The 17,258-nt window shown below is 63.9% G+C and carries 15 protein-coding genes; 7 read left to right on the plus strand and 8 right to left on the minus strand.

Translation table 11 applies throughout. The annotated features are described in order from the left end of the window. Positions 1–3 precede the first annotated feature (3 nt). Genes RXV90_RS14855 through RXV90_RS14890 form a run of 8 tightly spaced genes read right to left on the minus strand, consistent with a single transcriptional unit; the run spans position 4 to position 9,657 of the window. Complete coding sequence (locus RXV90_RS14855) at positions 4–1,551, minus strand: flotillin family protein (protein WP_316649606.1); 1,548 nt, start codon at positions 1,549–1,551, stop codon at positions 4–6. Between the two features lie 26 nt (positions 1,552–1,577). Further along, positions 1,578–3,053 (minus strand): aldehyde dehydrogenase family protein, encoded by a 1,476-nt coding sequence (locus tag RXV90_RS14860; protein ID WP_316649607.1) that lies wholly within the window; start codon positions 3,051–3,053, stop codon positions 1,578–1,580. Between the two features lie 3 nt (positions 3,054–3,056). Beyond that, on the minus strand, positions 3,057–4,280 hold the full coding sequence (locus RXV90_RS14865) for an ABC transporter ATP-binding protein (protein ID WP_316649610.1): 1,224 nt from the start codon (positions 4,278–4,280) through the stop codon (positions 3,057–3,059). After that, a complete protein-coding gene (locus RXV90_RS14870) occupies positions 4,273–5,010 on the minus strand; it encodes an ABC transporter ATP-binding protein (protein WP_316649611.1) in 738 nt (245 codons plus the stop codon). Before RXV90_RS14870 ends, RXV90_RS14865 begins: the two co-directional genes overlap by 8 nt. Further along, entirely contained in the window at positions 5,007–5,939 is a 933-nt protein-coding gene (locus RXV90_RS14875) for a branched-chain amino acid ABC transporter permease (protein ID WP_316649612.1), read from the minus strand. The genes RXV90_RS14870 and RXV90_RS14875 overlap by 4 nt, the downstream gene beginning before the upstream one ends. Further along, complete coding sequence (locus RXV90_RS14880) at positions 5,936–6,802, minus strand: branched-chain amino acid ABC transporter permease (protein ID WP_316649613.1); 867 nt, start codon at positions 6,800–6,802, stop codon at positions 5,936–5,938. Before RXV90_RS14880 ends, RXV90_RS14875 begins: the two co-directional genes overlap by 4 nt. A 54-nt stretch (positions 6,803–6,856) precedes the next feature. Further along, positions 6,857–8,053: an amino acid ABC transporter substrate-binding protein gene (locus RXV90_RS14885; RefSeq protein ID WP_316649614.1), complete on the minus strand. Its 1,197-nt coding sequence runs from the start codon at positions 8,051–8,053 to the stop codon at positions 6,857–6,859. Continuing rightward, a complete protein-coding gene (locus RXV90_RS14890) occupies positions 8,050–9,657 on the minus strand; it encodes an aldehyde dehydrogenase (RefSeq protein ID WP_316649615.1) in 1,608 nt (535 codons plus the stop codon). The genes RXV90_RS14885 and RXV90_RS14890 overlap by 4 nt, the downstream gene beginning before the upstream one ends. On the opposite strand from RXV90_RS14890, the gene RXV90_RS14895 reads away from it, so the two are divergent. From RXV90_RS14895 to RXV90_RS14925, 7 genes are all read left to right on the plus strand, one after another. Next, positions 9,632–10,576 (plus strand): helix-turn-helix transcriptional regulator, encoded by a 945-nt coding sequence (locus tag RXV90_RS14895; protein WP_316649616.1) that lies wholly within the window; start codon positions 9,632–9,634, stop codon positions 10,574–10,576. The genes RXV90_RS14890 and RXV90_RS14895 overlap by 26 nt on opposite strands. A 154-nt stretch (positions 10,577–10,730) precedes the next feature. Then, the gene (locus RXV90_RS14900) at positions 10,731–11,465 is read left to right on the plus strand and encodes a GntR family transcriptional regulator (protein WP_316649617.1); all 735 of its coding nucleotides are present in this window, start codon (positions 10,731–10,733) and stop codon (positions 11,463–11,465) included. A 25-nt stretch (positions 11,466–11,490) separates the two neighbouring features. Next, on the plus strand, positions 11,491–12,900 hold the full coding sequence (gene ligM, locus RXV90_RS14905) for a vanillate/3-O-methylgallate O-demethylase (RefSeq protein ID WP_316649618.1): 1,410 nt from the start codon (positions 11,491–11,493) through the stop codon (positions 12,898–12,900). Positions 12,901–12,964: 64 nt separating this feature from the next. Then, positions 12,965–13,927, plus strand: a complete 963-nt coding sequence (locus RXV90_RS14910) for a VOC family protein (protein WP_316649619.1) — start codon at positions 12,965–12,967, stop codon at positions 13,925–13,927. A gap of 15 nt (positions 13,928–13,942) precedes the next feature. Continuing rightward, positions 13,943–14,881 carry a methylenetetrahydrofolate reductase gene (locus RXV90_RS14915; RefSeq protein WP_316649620.1) on the plus strand — a complete coding sequence of 313 codons (939 nt, stop codon included), beginning with the start codon at positions 13,943–13,945 and terminating at the stop codon, positions 14,879–14,881. Then, positions 14,878–16,068: an OsmC family protein gene (locus RXV90_RS14920; RefSeq protein WP_316649621.1), complete on the plus strand. Its 1,191-nt coding sequence runs from the start codon at positions 14,878–14,880 to the stop codon at positions 16,066–16,068. The genes RXV90_RS14915 and RXV90_RS14920 overlap by 4 nt, the downstream gene beginning before the upstream one ends. A 144-nt stretch (positions 16,069–16,212) precedes the next feature. After that, entirely contained in the window at positions 16,213–17,253 is a 1,041-nt protein-coding gene (locus RXV90_RS14925) for a TRAP transporter substrate-binding protein (RefSeq protein ID WP_316649622.1), read from the plus strand. Positions 17,254–17,258: the final 5 nt, after the last annotated feature.

Here is a 17,258-nt window from a genome sequence, read left to right on the forward strand (position 1 = left end):
GTTTCAGTCCTTCCGCTTGCCCTCCTCTGGCAGAATGCCGTCGAGGTTGACGCCGATCTGCTCTCCGATCCGCTTCATCGCGGGAAGGCCCACGGCCATGTCGAGGATTGCGTCGATCGCACCGGCGGCCCCGTTGCCCCCGCCATCGGACCGACCGAGGCCGGTGACGTGGTTGATATTGATGCCCTTGATCTTCTCGGTGGGCTTCATCATCTCACGCACGATTTCCGGCATCGCCTCGAGCCGTGCCTTTTCCAGTTCCATCGCCACCAGCGCCTCGGAGCGCGCGTTCTCGGCCTCGATCCTGGCCGCTTCCGCTTCGGCCTCGGCAAGGCGATAGACCTTCATTGACGCCGCTTCCTCGCGCCGGATCACGCCTCTGACCTTCGCGACGTCCTGGTCAGCAGCAGCGGTGATCCGCGCCCGCGCCGCATTGGCTTCGGCGTCCTGCTCTGCCGCGATCAGGGCGATCTGCCTGCGCCGTTCCGCATCGGCCTTCTCGCGGCGGGTTTTCAGATCCTCCTCGGCGTCGACGAGCGCGGCACGCGCCGTCGTTGCCTCGGCCTTGGCCCGGCTCTGTTCCTGGCTTTTCGCTGCGGTCTGAATTTCCTTGTCCTGCTCGGCAATCTCCAGCGTGCGAAGTTGCGCGATTTCGGCTTCGCGCACGGACAGCTCGCGCGCGATGCTGGCCGCCTGGATTTCCTGCTCCATACGGATGCGGGCCTGCGCCGCCTCGCGCTCGGCCTCTGCCTTGCGCCGGGCCACTTCCGTCAGCTGCGCGGCCAGAAGCGTTTCGATCTCCTGGGTCTGCGCGATTTCAGCGCGCCGTTCCTCAAGCTCGATTTCCAACTTGCGCTGGTTTGCGGCCACTTCGGCGCGCCGCACGGCAACATCCGCGTCGCCCTGTATCTCGGCCCGCTCTTTCTTCGACTTCGCGATCACCTCGGCCAGTTTCCGCATGCCGACGGCATTGAAGGCGTTATTTTCGTCGAGCGCCGAAAACGGCGTCTGGTCAAGTGCGGTAAGCGACACGCTGTCAAGCTCGAGACCGTATTTCGCCAGCGTCTCGGTCAGTGCCTCGCGTACTTCGCGCACGAACTCCGACCGGTTCTCGTGCAACTCGTCCATCGTCATCTGCGCAGCGACACCCCTGAGCGCATCGATCATCATTCCGTCGATCAGCGCCTTGAGCTGGTCGGGCTGGAACGTGCGCTTTCCGAGAGTCTGGGCTGCCCGCGTGATCGCACCGGGATCGGGAATCACCGAAGCATAGAATTCGGCGCCAACGTCGATCCGCATCCGGTCCTTCGTGATCAAGGCGTGCTCGGCGGTGCGCGAGACGTCCATACGGATCGTCTGCATGTTGACGCGGCTGATCTCGTGAAAGAACGGAATCGCGATCGTCCCCCCGTCTATCACCACCTTCCGGCCGCCAACGCCCGTTCGCACGAGGGACACCTCGTTCGTAGCGCGCTCATAGAACCACGCCGCCAGCGCGATCAGAACCGCAGCGGCGACGACGATCAGAATGATCCAGGCGATTGCACTCATGTCTCGATCCTCCTCGGAAGGCGCCGTCAGAAGACCGGCGGGTAGTGGCGGCCACCGCGTTCCAGCGTGATCCACCTGAGTTCCGTGAACGCGTCCAGCGACCAGCGCCCGCCGTAGCGGCCGACGCCGGACGCCTTGACGCCGCCGAAGGGTACCTGCGGCTCGTCGTTGATGTTCTGATCGTTGACGTGAACCATGCCGGTTTCCAGACGCCCCGCCATGCCGAGCGCGCGAGCCTCGTCCGCCGTCCATATCGCGGCCGTCAGCCCGTATTCGGTGTCGTTGTTCATCGCCACCGCCTCGTCCTCCGTCCGGAAGGGACACACCATGACGACAGGGCCGAACGTCTCGTCATGCCAGATATCCATCGAAGTGTTGACGTTCGACAGAACCGTCGGTTCGACGAAATTCTCCCAGGCATTGCCGCCAAGTTCGACATGCGCGCCCTTCGATACCGCGTCATCGATCAGGGCCTTCACGCGATGGGCCTGCCGGGTGTTCACCATCGGCCCGATCGTGTTCGACTTGTCGTTGACATGGCCCGTCTTCAGCTTTGCCGCCCGCGCCAGAAAGCGCTGCATGAAAGGCTCGTAAACGCTTTCTTGGATCAGAAGCTTCTCGGTCGACATGCAGACCTGGCCCTGGTGCATGAAGGATCCGAAGTTGGCAGCCTCTGCGGCGCGGTCGAGATCGGCGTCTTCCAGCACGATCATCGCGTCTTTCCCGCCCAGTTCCACGCAGCATTTCTTCAGATGCGCCCCGCATTTCGCGGCGATATGGCGGCCGACGGCAGTGGATCCCGTAAACGAGATGCCCTTGACCAGCGGGTGTTCGATCAGCGTGTCGCCCACGGCGCCGACGCTTTCGCGCGAGCAGGTGACAACGTTGAATACGCCGGGCGGAATGCCGGCCTCTTCGAGGATCTCGCCGTGGTAAAGCCCCCCGGCATAGGGCGTGTCTTCCGACGGCTTCAGAACGACCGTGTTCCCGGCGGCAAGGGCGGCAGCATAGCCGCGCGACGTCAGTATGCCCGGCATGTTCCAAGGGCTGATGACCCCCACAACGCCAAGCGGCCACCGGGTTGCCATCGAGACCTTACCGTGTTCCGACGGCAGAACCTCGCCCGTTGCCTGGTAGCACAGCGAGGCGGAGGTGCGGAAGATCTCGGCCACGAATCCCGCCTCGAAGACGCCCTTTCCGAACCAGCCGCCGCCTTCGTACATGACGGCACTGATGAACTCATCCTTGCGGGCCTCCCAGATATCGGCAACCCGCAGCAGCGCCTTGGCGCGCTCCTGAAACGACCGGCCCGCCCAGTCGGGAAAGGCGGCATGGGCGGCCTCGATGGCGCGTTCCATGTCGGCGGGTGAGCCATCAGGAATTCGGGCGTAAAGAGAATTGTCGGACGGGTTCAGATCGTCGAACGTCCGGGCGGCGGGCACCCAGCTTCCGCCGATGTAATTGCCGCGAATGGTCGGCGACGGGTTGGCTGCGTCGAGCATGGCTTACCTCCTCGGGTCGCGTGAATTTGGATTGGGGCGGTAGGCTTCCGCCCGCCGGGCGGCGGCCTCTATCTCTTCCAGGGCAGCTTTCAGGCGGTCGGCGGATGACGAAAGATCGGGCATTGCGGGGAGCAGAGCGCTCCGGGGCCCCGTCGCATTCTGCCGTGGGGCGGGCGGCGCCAGCGGAGCGGCGGCGGGGCCTGCGGCGGAAGAGGCGCGCCGCGAAGACTGTGACGCGGCGCGTGCGACCAGCGCATTGATATCCATTCCGTTCACCCCCGGCGCAGGTGCGGGATCGGGCGGCGCCGCGGGCACCGGCTTGACCGGCGCTCGGGCTGGTGCCACCGCCCTAGGCGGTTCGGGTGCCGGAGCCGGGGCTGTCTCGCCTGCCGGGCGCCGTAAAGTGGAGAGGCCCTTCATCGCCGCGGCCGCAATATCCGAGGGAGAGGGACCCGCGGGGGCCCGCTTTTCCGGCTTCGGCAACGCCGCCGGGCGCGATTTCGGCGCCGGCACCGCCGCCCCGCCGCCCAGATAGGCCTTCTGCACCGCCGGATCCTTCGCCAGCTTCTCGCCCGTATCCTCGTGCACGATCTCTCCGTTCTCGAGAAGATACCCACGGTCGGCGATCGCCAGGCTTTGCTTTGCATTCTGCTCGACCAGAAGAATGCCCAGCCCCGCCGCACGCACGTCAGCAAGGCTTTGGAACAGCTCCTTGCACAGAAGTGGCGACAGGCCGAGCGATGGCTCGTCGAGCGCGAGGATATCGGGGTTCGACATCATCGCCCGCCCGATCGCCACCATCTGTTGTTCACCACCCGACATGGTGCGCACCGTCTGGCGGCGGCGTTCGGCCAGCTTTGGGAACAGGCGGAACACCCGCTCGAGGTTCCCCGCCTCGTCGTCCCGCGCCCGCTGCGCATAGGCGCCGAGCGTCAGGTTTTCCTGCACGCTGAGATCCCCGAAAACGCCGCGGCCCTCGGGTACAAGCGCGATGCCGGCCTCCACGACCTTCTCGGGTGGCTGCCCGATCAGGTCTTCGCCCTCCATCACCACTTCGCCCGAAACGCGGCCCTCGCTGATCCCGCAGATCGCTTTGAGAAGCGTCGTTTTCCCTGCTCCGTTCGCACCGAGAATAACCACGATCTCGCCACGCCCGACATCGAGCCCGGCGCCTGCGAGGGCCCTGTGCTGGCCGTATGAGACGGAAAGATCGCGCACCCTAAGCATCATCGTCCCCCAAGTAGGCGCGGATCACCTCGCGGTTAGACAAAACCTCTTCGGGCGTGCCTTCGGCGATCTTCGCACCCGACGACATGACCACGCAGCGGTCGCAGAGCGAGCGGATCGCATCCATGACGTGTTCGACAAGAATGATCGTCCGGCCCTCTTCACGCAGGCGGCGGATCAATTCGATCCCGTCGCGGAGTTCGGTGGGGTTCAGCCCTGCAAGCCACTCGTCGAGCAGAAGCACCTTTGGGTCGGCTGCAAGTGTACGAGCGAGTTCGACGCGCTTGGTGTCGATATAGGTGAGTTCGCCGGTATGCGCCCGCGCCCGCCGTTCCAGCCCCACGAGTTCAAGCATCCGCATCGCGTGGGCATCGGCTTCCGCCCCCCAGCGCCGCCGGTGACCGAACACCGCGCCTGCGCGAACGTTCTCAAGCACCGTCATCGACGGCAGAAGGCGGACAAGCTGGAACGTGCGCGCGATACCCTTCCGCGCAATCTCCTGCGCCGGAAGATGCCCGATCGGCACACCTCTGAGAGAGATCGTACCGGCCGTCGGTTTCAGCGCCCCGGAAATCAGGTTCAGGGTTGTCGACTTCCCCGATCCGTTCGGGCCGATAAGGCCCATCACCTCGTGCTCGGTGACGTCGAAATCCAGATCGTTGACCGCAACAAGGCCCCCGAAGCGCTTCGTCGCACCGCGAAGCGACAGGACAGGCGCATCGGCCCTCATGCAAACCCCTCCCGCGCATCGAGCCGCTGGCGGATCGCGACCAGAAGGCCCACGAAGCCCTTGGGCAGCAGGTAGACGATCACCAGAAAGCTGACGCCAAGAAGAAGCGTCGTCTGGTTCGGGAAGCTGGCCGAAATCGCCTCCCAGAGAAATGTGAAGGGAATGACGCCGACGACCGGGCCCCAAAGGCGCCCGGTGCCACCAAGAAGCGCCATGATGACGACCTGGAACGACAGCATGGGAGTAAAGGCCAGTGCCGGCTCTATATAGATGTAGCGCGGTGCAAGAATTGCGCCCGTAACCGACGCCGCCGCCCCGGAGACCATGAACAGAAGGATCTTCGCGCGTGCCGTGTTGATGCCGGAATGCCGTGCGACCTCCTCATCATCGCCGATGATCCTGAGAGCAAATCCGAGGCGCGAACGCCCGATCAGCCAGCCGCCCAGGTAGACGATGGCCGCGAGGCCCAGAAGCTGCCAGTAGATGTGCACCTCGGTCAGGTCCGTCAGCACGTAAAGGCCCTTCTGGCCTGAAACGTTCTGCGACCAGGTCACCAGCTGCCGGATCAGCTCGGCGAGGCCGAGAGTGAAGATCACGAAATAGACGCCGGAGAGCCGCAGGGTCGCAAGCCCGACGAGCGCGGCGAGCACCGCGCCGAGGATGGCCGCGATCGGCAGCAGGAGCCAATAATCGAGATGTTCGATCCCAAGGCCGGTCGTGTAGGTGCCAAGCCCGAAGAAGGCCGCCGTCGCGAGCGAGATATAGTGCGTGGGGCCGGAAAACAGCGCCCAGCTCGTGGCCAGCACCGTGTACATCGCGATCGTCACGCCAAGGGTCAGAAGATATGCCCCGCCAAGAAACGGCAGCCACGCCGCTGCCACGAAGAGTGCGACGGCCAGTGCCAGGTTGCGGGTTTCGGTACCGGTCATGCCTGACGCCTCCCGAACAGGCCTTGCGGGCGGAACAGAAGGATCAGCACGAACAGAAGATAGGCCGCGGCCAGTGTAAGGCCCGGGTCGAATACGGTCGCCACGAAGGTTTCGAGGATGCCCAGCATCAACGCAGCCACGATCGTGCCGCGTACGTCACCGACCCCGCCCATGATGACGATGATCAGCGCCTTGAGAGTGAACAGTACGCCCGTCGACGCATCAAGCGTCAGAAAGGTCGATACCAGCGCACCTCCCACAGCCGTCACCGCGCCGCCAAGCGCGAAGGCCAGCGCCGAAAGGCGCGTCACGTTGATACCGACGAGCCGCGCACTGTCCGGCGCGACCGCGATGGCCCGGATCGATATACCCGCGCGGGTCGTGTTCAGCCACAGCCACAACCCGCCGCATATGATTACCGCCGCCACGAAGGCCACGACGCGGTTCAGCGCATAGGTCTCGCCTATGAAAGTCACGGGGCGGGCGAGGTAGGAATAGCTGAAGTAGTCGCCTCCGAAGAAAGCGAGTTTCAGCCCGACCAAAACGAAAGCCAGCCCGAAGGTCGTCAGGATCGCATCGACCTCAAGCTGGCCATGCGATTTCGCCCGCCGCACCAGCGGGCGAAGAAAGACAACGTAGATCAGCCAATTCGCTGCGAAGGCCAGGGGCGCGACGACAAAGACGGTCAGAAGCGGGCTTACGCCCGCAGCAGTGAAGAACCAGAAGGCCGCAAAGCCGCCAGCGACCAGGAACTCGCCATTCGCGAGGTTCATGATCCGCGCCATGCCGTATTGCAGGTTCAGCCCCATCGCGATCAGCGCGTAGGTGCCACCCAGAAGGAGCCCTGTGAAGAGTATGTCCATGCCGCCGCCCGTCTTCGGATGGCCCCGGGCGGGTGCCCGGAGCCAAAACGTTGCTTATTCCCAGCCAGATTTCGGCACGGCCGGAACCGCACCTTCCCGGCCGGTGGAGGCCACGCCCTTGAACACACCTCCCTGCCATTGGCCGACGGTCCAGTACTCGGCATTGGAGTTGTTCTCGTCCCAGTCCACCGTGCCTATGACGGTCTCGAAACTGTTCGCGCCGATGTATTCGGCGACCGCCGCCTTATCGAGCGTGCCCGCCCCCTCGATCGCCTGCTGCAGGATCTGGAAAGAGGCATAGGCCGGAGCAGAGGCCCAGAAATCGGGCTTCGCACCCGTCACTTCCTCGTGCCGGGCGGCATATTCCTTGAACGCCTCGCCATCGGCGAAAACACCGCCTGCACCCAGAACGCCCTCAGCGGCCGCACCAAAGCGGCCCGCATAGGCGGGGAAGGCCGTGGCAACGGCGGTGTAGAACGCTTTCGGCGCAAGCCCCGCGATCTGCGCCTGTTCGGTCAACGCGAACGTGTCGGGCGGGTAGGACCACGCGACAAAGGCATCAGGGTTCGAATCCTTGGCCCCGTTGATCACCGGAGACAGATCCTGTGTACCGAGGGGATAGGAGGTGTCGTAGACAATCTCGAACCCGGCCTCAGCGAATTGCGGGCGCGCCACCTCTGCCAGTTCGATACCGAAGGCATCGGCCACATTTACCATCGCGACGGTGTTCCCGATCTCTCCCGCGTCGCGCATCTGGTTCAGAACGTCGACCACGCCGCCCGCAAGCCCCGTGGCACCGCCTAGCAGGAAGTACATGTTCGGGAACTTGCCCGACAGATCCTCGATCTGATCCGAGATGGCGGTGTGCGTGACCATCGGATAGCCGTAGCGCTCGAAGATCGGCGCCGAGGCGATGTTGAGACCCGTACCATAGGGCGCAAGGATGAAATCGGCCTCGTCCTGCGTCGCCAGGCGCTGCACGGCCTTGATGGTTTCGCCCGGGTTGGTCTGGTCGTCATATTCGATAATCTCGACCATGTACTTGGTGCCGCCCACGTCGATCCCGCCGCCTGCGTTCACGTCGTTGGCCCAAAGCTGCACATTCGGCCAGAAGGTCACCGCCGCGCCACCGGCCAGCGGCCCCGTCTTCGGGCCGACCGCGCCAATTTTCAGCGTTTCCTGTGCGGCAAGCGGCGCGCCAAGTGCGATCGCCGCCGCCGTCGTCAGCGCAAAAAGTGTCCTGCGTTTCATCCTGTTTCCTCCCTTGTGATTCCATTGATGGCGCCCTGCCCCGGCAGGCCGCCGATTTCTTCGCCATGGATCGCGATCCACTGGCATTCGGTGAATTCGTGAAGCGCCTCGCGCCCGCCGAACCGGCCATAGCCGGAGGCCTTTACTCCGCCGAACGGCATCGAGGGATCATCGAATACGGTGGAGCCGTTCACATGCCCGATCCCTACTTCGATCCGGCGCAGCATGTCGGTTGCGCCCGCCTCATCGGCGCTGAAGACAGCGGCAACGAGGCCGAATTCCGTATCGTTGGCGACGGAAAGCGCCTCTTCCCGGCTGCCGACGCGGGTGATCCCGGCGACCGGCCCGAACGCTTCTTCCGAGAAGAGCCGCATACCGGGCGCAACCTCGTCCAGAACTGCTGGCTGCAGACCGCCACCCGCAAGCTCGCCACCGCAGACAAGCCGAGCCCCCTTGCCGATCGCATCATCGATCAGAGCACGCACGCGGACGGCCGCGGACGGGCTGATCAGCGCGCCTAGGGGCGGCGGGGCGCCCGGCGTGAAGCGCATCTTTTCAACTTCGACAGCAAGCCGCGCGACGAAGGCGTCGGCAATGGTATCTTCCACAATGATCCGCTCGGTCGACATGCAGATCTGGCCCTGATTGAAGAAGCTGCCAAAGGCAGCGGCCTTCGCCGCATGATCAAGATCGGCATCGGACAGAACGATCATCGTACCCTTGCCGCTCAGTTCCAGAAGGCAGGGTTTCAGGTGCCGCGCGGCCCGCACCGCGATATCGCGGCCCACCCGGGTCGATCCGGTGAAGTTGATGCGGCGCACGGCGGGATGCGCGATCAGGGCATCAACGATTTCCTCGGCCTGATCCGGCGCATTGGTCACATAGTTCAGGACGCCGGCCGGAAGACCGGCATCGTTAAGCACGCGGGCCACCCATTCATGAGTTTTCGGGCAAAGCTCGGACCCCTTCAGAACAACCGTGTTCCCGCAGGCGAGCGGTGCGGCCACGGCGCGTACGGCAAGCGTGACCGCCGCGTTCCACGGAGCGATCCCGAGCACCACGCCAGCCGGGCGGCGTCGGAGTAGATAGCCGCTCTCCTCGATCCGCGTTTCCGCGAATGCCGAGGTCAGGTCGGCGGTCTGGCGCAGCATGTCGGCCGCGATCGCCCCGTTGAAGCGCACCCAGTCGGGCGAGGATCCGATCTCCTCGGTCGCGATCTGCGTCACCTCTTCCAACCGGTCAGTGATCAGACCAGCCGCGCAGTCGAGGATCGCCTGCCGCTCGGCCGGATCGGTTTCGGACCACGTGACGAAAGCGCGCGCGGAAGCATTCGCTGCATCCCGGGCCTGATCGGCTGTGCATGCGGCGGCGCGGGTCACCACCGCGTCCGACATGGGATCGCGCCGTTCGAACTGGCCGGATAGGCCCGGCTCGACGGAGCGCCCGTCAATGATCAGATGGGTCTCGAACAGCTGCCCCTCCCAAAGCAACGCAGAGCCTCTAGGCGCGGCAATCGTCGCGCTATGCGCAAAGATCGCTCCAAAACGCTCGCGGTAAATGACATTATGCGGGAAAGTATTGTCGATTCGCGGGAAAAGCGTCATTCAATCGACCTTCACACCAATCCGCCATGCGCCGAACATCCGTGCCGGCACTCACGAAGGCCGGCTTCAGGCCCGGGTCATCGGACGCGCGGAAAGTCTGCCGGGCCCATCCTGGCTGCTTCTTCTACTGCTCGAGGGCGAGGCCGAGTTTACCGGCCCTGGCCCATCCGAAAAGGCGCAGGCGCCCGCGCTTCTCTGGCGGCCTTGGATACCTGGGCACGGTGTCCGGCTCAGCCCCGGTACCGTCGCCGCACACATCGTTGCGGGCGCGAACGCCATCGCGAATGCCATCGGCCACAAGCCAGAATCCCAAGACGTGCGCGAATTGCTGAATCACGCCGTCACCACCACGCTCGACCCGGCAACGCCGATCCACGAAACGGCCCGCGCCTGCTTCATCGCCGTTCACCGGGAAACGCGCGAGGGCGGCATCGCCGCGGCCACCATGATCGAGGCCTATCTGCGCATCCTCGTGGTCGAGATCTGGCGCTCGCATCGGGCCGAAGGCGATACGAACTCGGCAGGCACATACCGAAGCGCGCCGTCACAGAGGATCTTCAACCAATTCACGGCGCTGGTCGAACAGCACTTCCGCGACCGATGGACAGTCGAGCGCTATGCCGAAGCGCTCGGTTTATCGCGCGACCGGCTCGGCGATGTCTGCCAGCGAACGCGGGGCCGCAGCCCCAAAACGATCATAGATCGTCGTACCCTGCGCGAGGCGCAGCTTCTTCTCGAAACCTCTACCAGTTCGGTCGAACAGATCGCGGGGCGGCTGGGGTTTCAGACCGCGTCACAATTCAACCGGTTCTTCCGGCGCCTTGCGGGTCAGCCTCCCGGACGGGCACGGCGAAGCCAGGGCGGGCACGATGGAATGACAACAGAGATCGAATCGGCACCGCTGCACGATTGGCCCTGATCGCCCCTCTCTGAATCCCAAATTCTGCATACAATCATAAGAAATTTCAGGTGCAATTACCGAAATAGGCGGCGGGTTGACGGATTTCTGTATACAGAATATCCAATACTGCGACGTGCCGCCGCAGCCCGGCCAGGCCGTCATGGGAGGAAGGATGGGCGACGCAGACCGCATTTCGCAGGTCCAGAAGGCTACGCTGGGATTGCGCGGCATGATCATGTCGGGCGAATTCGGTGCCGGTGCGCGCCTTCCCGAAGTCGCCTTGTCTGAACGCCTCGGCATCTCTCGCACGCCTCTGCGGCAGGCCATGGACAGGCTGGAGTCGGAGGGGCTTCTGGAACGTATGCCAAGCGGCGGCTGCCGGGTGGCCAGTTTCGATCTCGACGATATCAACGACGCCATTGAACTGCGCGGCGTGGTCGAGGGCACGGCCGCGCGGCTTGCGGCCGAGCGCGGCGCCGATCCCGAACTCATGACGGCTGCCGAACAGGTACTGAACGAGATCGATATCGCCGTGAGCGATCCAGACTCCGTCGATTTCGACGCCTATGTGGGGCTGAATGCCCGGTTCCACGAAATCCTTGCCGGTCTCGCAGGCAGCGCCGTGATCCGCCGCGAGGCCGAACGTATCAGCAATCTTCCCCTCGCCTCGCCCAGCGCCTTCCTGCGCGGGCAGGAGGTCATCCCCGATTTCAACGCATCGCTGATCCGCGCTCAAGGCCAGCACAAGGCCATCCTCGAAGCCATCTCGAACCGTGAGGGCGCTCGCGCCGAAGCGCTCGCTCGCGAACATGCCCGCCTCGCACGGCTCAATTTCGCCTTTCTCAAAGACGCCGATCCACGCCTTGCCACCCGCATCCCGGGACTGGCGCTGGTGACGGCAAGCTAACCTGAAACATGAAGGAGACCCGCCTATGCCAAGCCTTGCCGACGTGATGGCCAAGCACAAGAACCCGGTCGAAATGCTGCGGAACTCGCAGATCGGGATGTATGTCTACCCGGTCGTGACCCCGGAATTCGCCAACTGGCGCGACGAACAGCGCGCCTGGCGCGAAACCGCCGTTCTCTTCGACCAGTCGCACCACATGGACGAACTGATCGTCGAGGGCCCGCAGGCCGAGGAATTCCTCGCCCATCACGGCGTCAACAGCTTCGGAAACTTCGACCTGAACCGGGCCAAGCATTATGTCCCCGTCACCCCTGCAGGCCATGTGATCGGCGACCACATCATTTTCCGCGAGCGTGAGGACAAGTTCATCCTTGTCGGTCGCGCGCCGGTTTCGAACTGGCTGCAATTCTGCGCGGCTTGGGGCAAATGGAACGTGAGGATCAAGCACGATCCCCGCTCGACCTCGCGGCCCGAGGGCGAACGCATCCTGCGCACGCATTACCGCTATCAGATCCAGGGCCCCGACGCGCCCAAGATCTTCGAGAAGATGAATGGCGGGCCGATCCCAGACATCAAGTTCTTCCACGTCGACTGGATCAACGTCGGTTCCAAGCGCGTGCAGGCCCTCCGGCACGGCATGTCGGGCGCGCCCGGGCTGGAAATCTGGGGGCCCTACGAGGACAAGCACTATATCCTTTCGACGATCCTCGAAGCCGCGCAGGACGCGGGCGTGCAATTGGTGCGCTGTGGCAGCCGGGCCTATTCGACAAACACGCTTGAATCGGGCTGGATCCCCTCACCGCTTCCCGGGATCTACACCGGTGACGGCATGCTGGCGGATTACCGCGACTGGCTTGGCCCCGAAAGCTATGAGGCTGCCGGCGCGATCGGCGGAAGCTTCGTCAGCGACAATATCGAAGATTATTACGTCAACCCGTTCGAACTGGGTTACGGCTTCTACATCGGCTGGAAGAAAGACGATTTCGTCGGCAAGGCTGCGCTGGCCGCAATGAAGGACGCTCCCACCAACCGCAAGAAGGTGACCTTCGAATGGAACGCCGACGACGTGGTGAATGTCATCGCGTCGGCCTTCAAGCCGGGCGAGGATCACTACAAGTGGATCGACTTCCCGCAGCCCAACTACGCGTCCTCCTCCGCCGACATGGTGATGCATGGCGACAAGATGGTCGGGATGTCGATGTTCAACGGCTACAGCTATAACGAACGCTGCATGCTGTCGCTCGGCGTCGTGGATCAGAGCGTCGAGATCGGCGATGTCCTGACGCTGAAGTGGGGGGAACCGGACGACACGGCGAAAACCTCCACCGAAAAGCACAAGCAGGCGGAGATCCGCGTTCGTGTTTCGGCGACGCCCTATTCTGCCGAGGCGCGCCAAAGCTACGCCGCCGACAGCTGGCGCACCAAGGCTGCCTGAGACCAACACGCCGGGGCGCGCCGCGCGTGCGCCTCGGCCCAGACACGAAAAGCGAAAGCGCAGGATGACAGAACCCGTTCAAGACGTCGCGCATCTGGGCCATGTCGAGGTTTATACAGACCGGTTCGACGAAAGCCTGGATTTCTACACCCGCGTCTACGGGCTGAAACTCAGCGCGCTGGAGGGCGACAGCGCCTATCTCCGCGCCTGGGACGACTATGAATTCCACTCCCTGAAGCTGACGCGCCACCACACAACCGGCGTCGGGCATATCGGATACCGCACTGTATCGGAGGCTGCGCTCGAGAGGCGTGTTGCGGCCATCGAGGCCAGCGAATTCATCACCCATGGCTGGGTAGAGGGGGATCTGGGCCATGGCCGCGCGTTCCGGTTCGAAGATCCGTTCGGCCATGTGTTCGAGCTTTACTGGAATACGAACCGGTATCAGCCTGGCGAGGATGACCGGCCAGCGCTGAAGAACATGGCCAGTCGGTTTCATGCCAAGGGCGCCTGCCCGCGGCGGCTCGATCACCTCAATCTCCTGGCCGAGGACGTCACGGTCTTCCGCGATTTCATGCAGACCTGCCTCGGCAGCCGCGTGACCGAGCAGATCCGGCTCGACAACGGCCGTTTGGGGGGCTGCTGGTTCACGGTCAACAACAAGACCTACGACCTTGCGTGCACAGAGGAACACGGTCGCGGCTCGGCCCGCCTGCATCACGTCACCTACGCCACCGATCAGCGAGAGGATATCCTGCGCGCGGCCGACATCTTCCTCGAGAATGGCGTCCATATCGAAACCGGGCCGCACAAGCATGCGATTCAGGGCACCTTCTTCCTTTATGTCTGGGAACCGGCGGGCAACCGCATGGAGCTTGCGAATGCCGGCGCACGGCTGATCCTCGCCCCCGACTGGGAAACGGTCACCTGGACGGAAACCGAACGCAAGAAAGGCCAGGCCTGGGGGCTGAAGACGATCGAAACCTTTCACACCCACGGCACCCCGCCCGCCGACCCCACGCGCTGACGCAAAGGAGATCCGATGCCCGTCCTGCCCTTTCGAACGCAGAACCGCCAAGGCGACACCGCGACCGGGATCGGGCATCTGCTTGACGGCGTGTCGCTTGAGGTGATGCCAAGAACAGCAGCGAAGATCCCCGATTTCCGTCCGCTTCTGCCGCAGGACACGCGCATCTACATCGCCCATGTCGAAGGCACGCCAATCGACGACATGATCGCCACCGCCCACAGGCTGCGCGGCGAAGGTTTCACCGTGATGCCACATGTCCCCGCCAGACTGATCCGCGATCGGAACGAGTTGCGCACCTGGCTTCACCGCTATCGGGCGGAGGCTGGCGTAACGGAAGCCCTCGTGCTCGCCGGTGGCCCGAAGACGCCCGCCGGGGCATTCGACAGTTCGATCCGCCTTCTGGAAACCGGGGAATTCGAAGCAGCGGGCTTTACCCGCCTGCATGTGGCGGGCCACCCTGAAGGCAACCGCGATATTGATCCGGAGGGCGGCACTCGTCTGGTCGACGAGGCGCTGTTCTGGAAACAGGATTATGCCCGCAGCACCAGCGCCGAGATGGCCATCGTCACCCAGTTCGCCTTCGACGCCGGCAGCATCCTCGCCTGGGACGAGCGACTGCGCGCCAATGGCGTAAGCCTGCCTGTTCACCTCGGCATCGCCGGACCGGCAAAGCTTCAGACACTCCTGAAGTTCGCAATTGCCTGCGGTGTCGGTCCCTCTCTGTCCGTCCTGAAGAAGCGCGCTGCGGATGTGACGCGCCTTCTTCGCCCGTTCGAGCCGGACGCGCTTCTATCCGACCTGGTGACAGGGCTGGCGCAGAGGTCCGACAGCCTGATCCAACGGATCCACGTCTTTCCACTGGGAGGGATCGGCGCGGCCTGCGACTACGTCGCACGACACACCGCGCGAACGACAGACAAGGCAGACGCCGAAAGGGGCAGTGCGCGATGAAACTCGGCGAGAACATCATCTCGCAGATGGGCGTTGCGCCGTTCTTTCGTGTCGCGAACGCCGAGGCGGTCGGCCTGTCGCCGCCGCCCCTCAGACGTGGCGACGCGGTGCGTACGTGGGTTCGTTCCCTCTCCGGTTTCCAGAAAGAGGCACTCGTTATGTCCGCCCGCTCGGGCCTGATGTGGCGCTTCGTCTCGGATGAAGGCCCCTACCTCAACGGGCATGACGCCGCCCCCGCGCCTCTGGCGTTCCTGACCGTTGGCATGATCGCCAGCTACATGAACGAGATCACGGCTCTCGCGGCGCAGCAGAACGTCAGGCTCGAAAACCTGCGGCTCATCCAGAACAATTACTACACCATGAAGGGCTCGATGCGGAAACGGACCATGACAGGTGCTGCGCTGCCCATCGAGCTTGCGGTCGAGGTCGCCTGCGATCTCAGCGATGCGGCCCTGAACGAGCTTCTCATGAACGCGATCCACGCCTCGCCTCTGAACGGGCTGATGCGTGGCATTCTTCCAAGCCTATTCACGCTGACCCGCAACGGTACACAAATCGACACCGGCGAGGCTCAGGCGCTTGACGCACCGGTCGTTCCCGACCCCGTCAGCATCACGCCGGTCCCCGCGGAAGAAGCGGTGACGCTTCTTACACGCGAAGGCCTCTCACCGCAGAAAGAGGTTACCAAGGCCACGGTCGGGGCATCCGCGAGCCTCACCGACGAACAGGATCGCACTCTGAACCTGGGCGCGATCTGCACCCTGCGCGAGGATGGGATCAAGGAAATCGAACAACATCTCTACAGCCCCCGTGGCTCGATCTTCCGCTTCCTGAGCGAAGAGGCGCCTCCGGCGGGCGGCCAGGGGCGCGCGCCCGATGCCGTCAGTTACATCTCGGCCGGGATCGGCTTCTGCTTCATGACGCAGTTCGGGCGCATGGCGTCGATGGAAGGGCTTGACCTGCCGCACTACTCGATCGTGCAGGATACGCATTTCTCTCTCGGCGGTGCCTCGGGTGGCACCGGAAAGCCGGGGGAGGCCGATCCCGTCGAAACCCACGTGCATCTGCAGACGGCCGAAAGCGATGGCATCGCCCGGGACATGCTCGATGTCTCCGAGCGCATCTGTTTTCTGCACGCCTTCTGCCGCACCGACATGAAGACACGCCTCAAGGTGGTGCGGCTGTGACGGGCGGGAGGCAATCCGTTGCCACCCCTTCCGGCAAGGAACGGGAATTGCGGCTCTTGCTATCCTGCAGATGGAACGACAGTCTTCAACAGCCTGCGAACCTTGGCACTCAGCCAGGACCAGGCATCGTAAGGGAGGAAGAACATGACTGAACTCAAGACACTGAAGGGGGCATTTGCGGCCGCCGCCATCGGGGTGACTGCCGCCCTTGGCGTTGCCGTGCCGACCGCTTCAATGGCACAGACCGAACTTCGGCTGCACACTTTCGTACCGCCGGGTCACATCATCTATACCCAGATCATCGAACCGCTGGCCGAACAGATTGCCGCCGAAACCAATGGTGAACTGACGCTGACGCCCTATCCGTCGATGCAGCTTGGCGGCAAGCCGCCCGAACTGATGCGGCAGGCACAGGAAGGCACCGTCGACATGGTGTTCACGCTGCCCGGCTACACGGGTGCGCAGTTCCCGCGCCTTCAGATGATGGAGCTACCGGGCCTGCGCCCTGACGGGATGGCGGCCACGGAACTGATGTGGGATCTTCTTGACGGCGGACATCTGGGGCCGGAATTCGACGGTCTGAAGGTGGTCGCGCTCTGGGCAGCGGACGACGCGATGCTCTACACCCGCGACAAGCCGATCCGTTCGGTCGAAGACGTCGCCGGGATGCTTCTGCGGACGCCATCGGCCCCGCAGGCGGCCCAGATCGAAAAGATGGGCGGCACGCCTGTCGCAATGCCGATCCCGCAGCTTTACCCGCAACTCGAACGCGGTGTGATCGATGGCGCGATGGTGCCCTCCACCACGATCCTCGATTTCCGCACGCATGAGGTGGCGAATTATTTCACCCTCTCCGGGCCGCTCTTCGGACGCTCGCAATTCACCATCGTGATGAACGAGGGCAGCTACAACAACCTGTCCGACGAGCATAAGGCGGTGATCGACAGGCTCACCGGCGAAGACCTGAGCCGTAAGGCGACGCAGGTTTATCTCGATCGTGCCGAAGAATCGATCGCCTTCGTGCGTGCGGCGGAAGGCAAGGAAGTGATCGAATGGTCCGCCGAGGAGCAGGCCAAGGTCGCCGATATGCTTCGCCCGATCTACGACGAGTGGCTTTCGCAAATGTCCGAACAGGGCATCGACGGCGCAGCGCTCCTGACCGCTGCCGGCGTCACGATGAACTGAGCCCC

Source organism: Ovoidimarina sediminis, assembly GCF_032586175.1.
Classification (GTDB): domain Bacteria; phylum Pseudomonadota; class Alphaproteobacteria; order Rhodobacterales; family Rhodobacteraceae; genus Ovoidimarina; species Ovoidimarina sediminis.

Coding starts and splice junctions, on each gene's coding strand:
- RXV90_RS14855 (WP_316649606.1), bottom strand. CDS start 1,551: ATGAGTGCAATCGCCTGGATCATTCTGATCGTCGTCGCCGCTGCGGTT.
- RXV90_RS14860 (WP_316649607.1), bottom strand. CDS start 3,053: ATGCTCGACGCAGCCAACCCGTCGCCGACCATTCGCGGCAATTACATC.
- RXV90_RS14865 (WP_316649610.1), bottom strand. CDS start 4,280: ATGCTTAGGGTGCGCGATCTTTCCGTCTCATACGGCCAGCACAGGGCC.
- RXV90_RS14870 (WP_316649611.1), bottom strand. CDS start 5,010: ATGAGGGCCGATGCGCCTGTCCTGTCGCTTCGCGGTGCGACGAAGCGC.
- RXV90_RS14875 (WP_316649612.1), bottom strand. CDS start 5,939: ATGACCGGTACCGAAACCCGCAACCTGGCACTGGCCGTCGCACTCTTC.
- RXV90_RS14880 (WP_316649613.1), bottom strand. CDS start 6,802: ATGGACATACTCTTCACAGGGCTCCTTCTGGGTGGCACCTACGCGCTG.
- RXV90_RS14885 (WP_316649614.1), bottom strand. CDS start 8,053: ATGAAACGCAGGACACTTTTTGCGCTGACGACGGCGGCGGCGATCGCA.
- RXV90_RS14890 (WP_316649615.1), bottom strand. CDS start 9,657: ATGACGCTTTTCCCGCGAATCGACAATACTTTCCCGCATAATGTCATT.
- RXV90_RS14900 (WP_316649617.1), top strand. CDS start 10,731: ATGGGCGACGCAGACCGCATTTCGCAGGTCCAGAAGGCTACGCTGGGA.
- ligM (WP_316649618.1), top strand. CDS start 11,491: ATGCCAAGCCTTGCCGACGTGATGGCCAAGCACAAGAACCCGGTCGAA.
- RXV90_RS14910 (WP_316649619.1), top strand. CDS start 12,965: ATGACAGAACCCGTTCAAGACGTCGCGCATCTGGGCCATGTCGAGGTT.
- RXV90_RS14915 (WP_316649620.1), top strand. CDS start 13,943: ATGCCCGTCCTGCCCTTTCGAACGCAGAACCGCCAAGGCGACACCGCG.
- RXV90_RS14920 (WP_316649621.1), top strand. CDS start 14,878: ATGAAACTCGGCGAGAACATCATCTCGCAGATGGGCGTTGCGCCGTTC.
- RXV90_RS14925 (WP_316649622.1), top strand. CDS start 16,213: ATGACTGAACTCAAGACACTGAAGGGGGCATTTGCGGCCGCCGCCATC.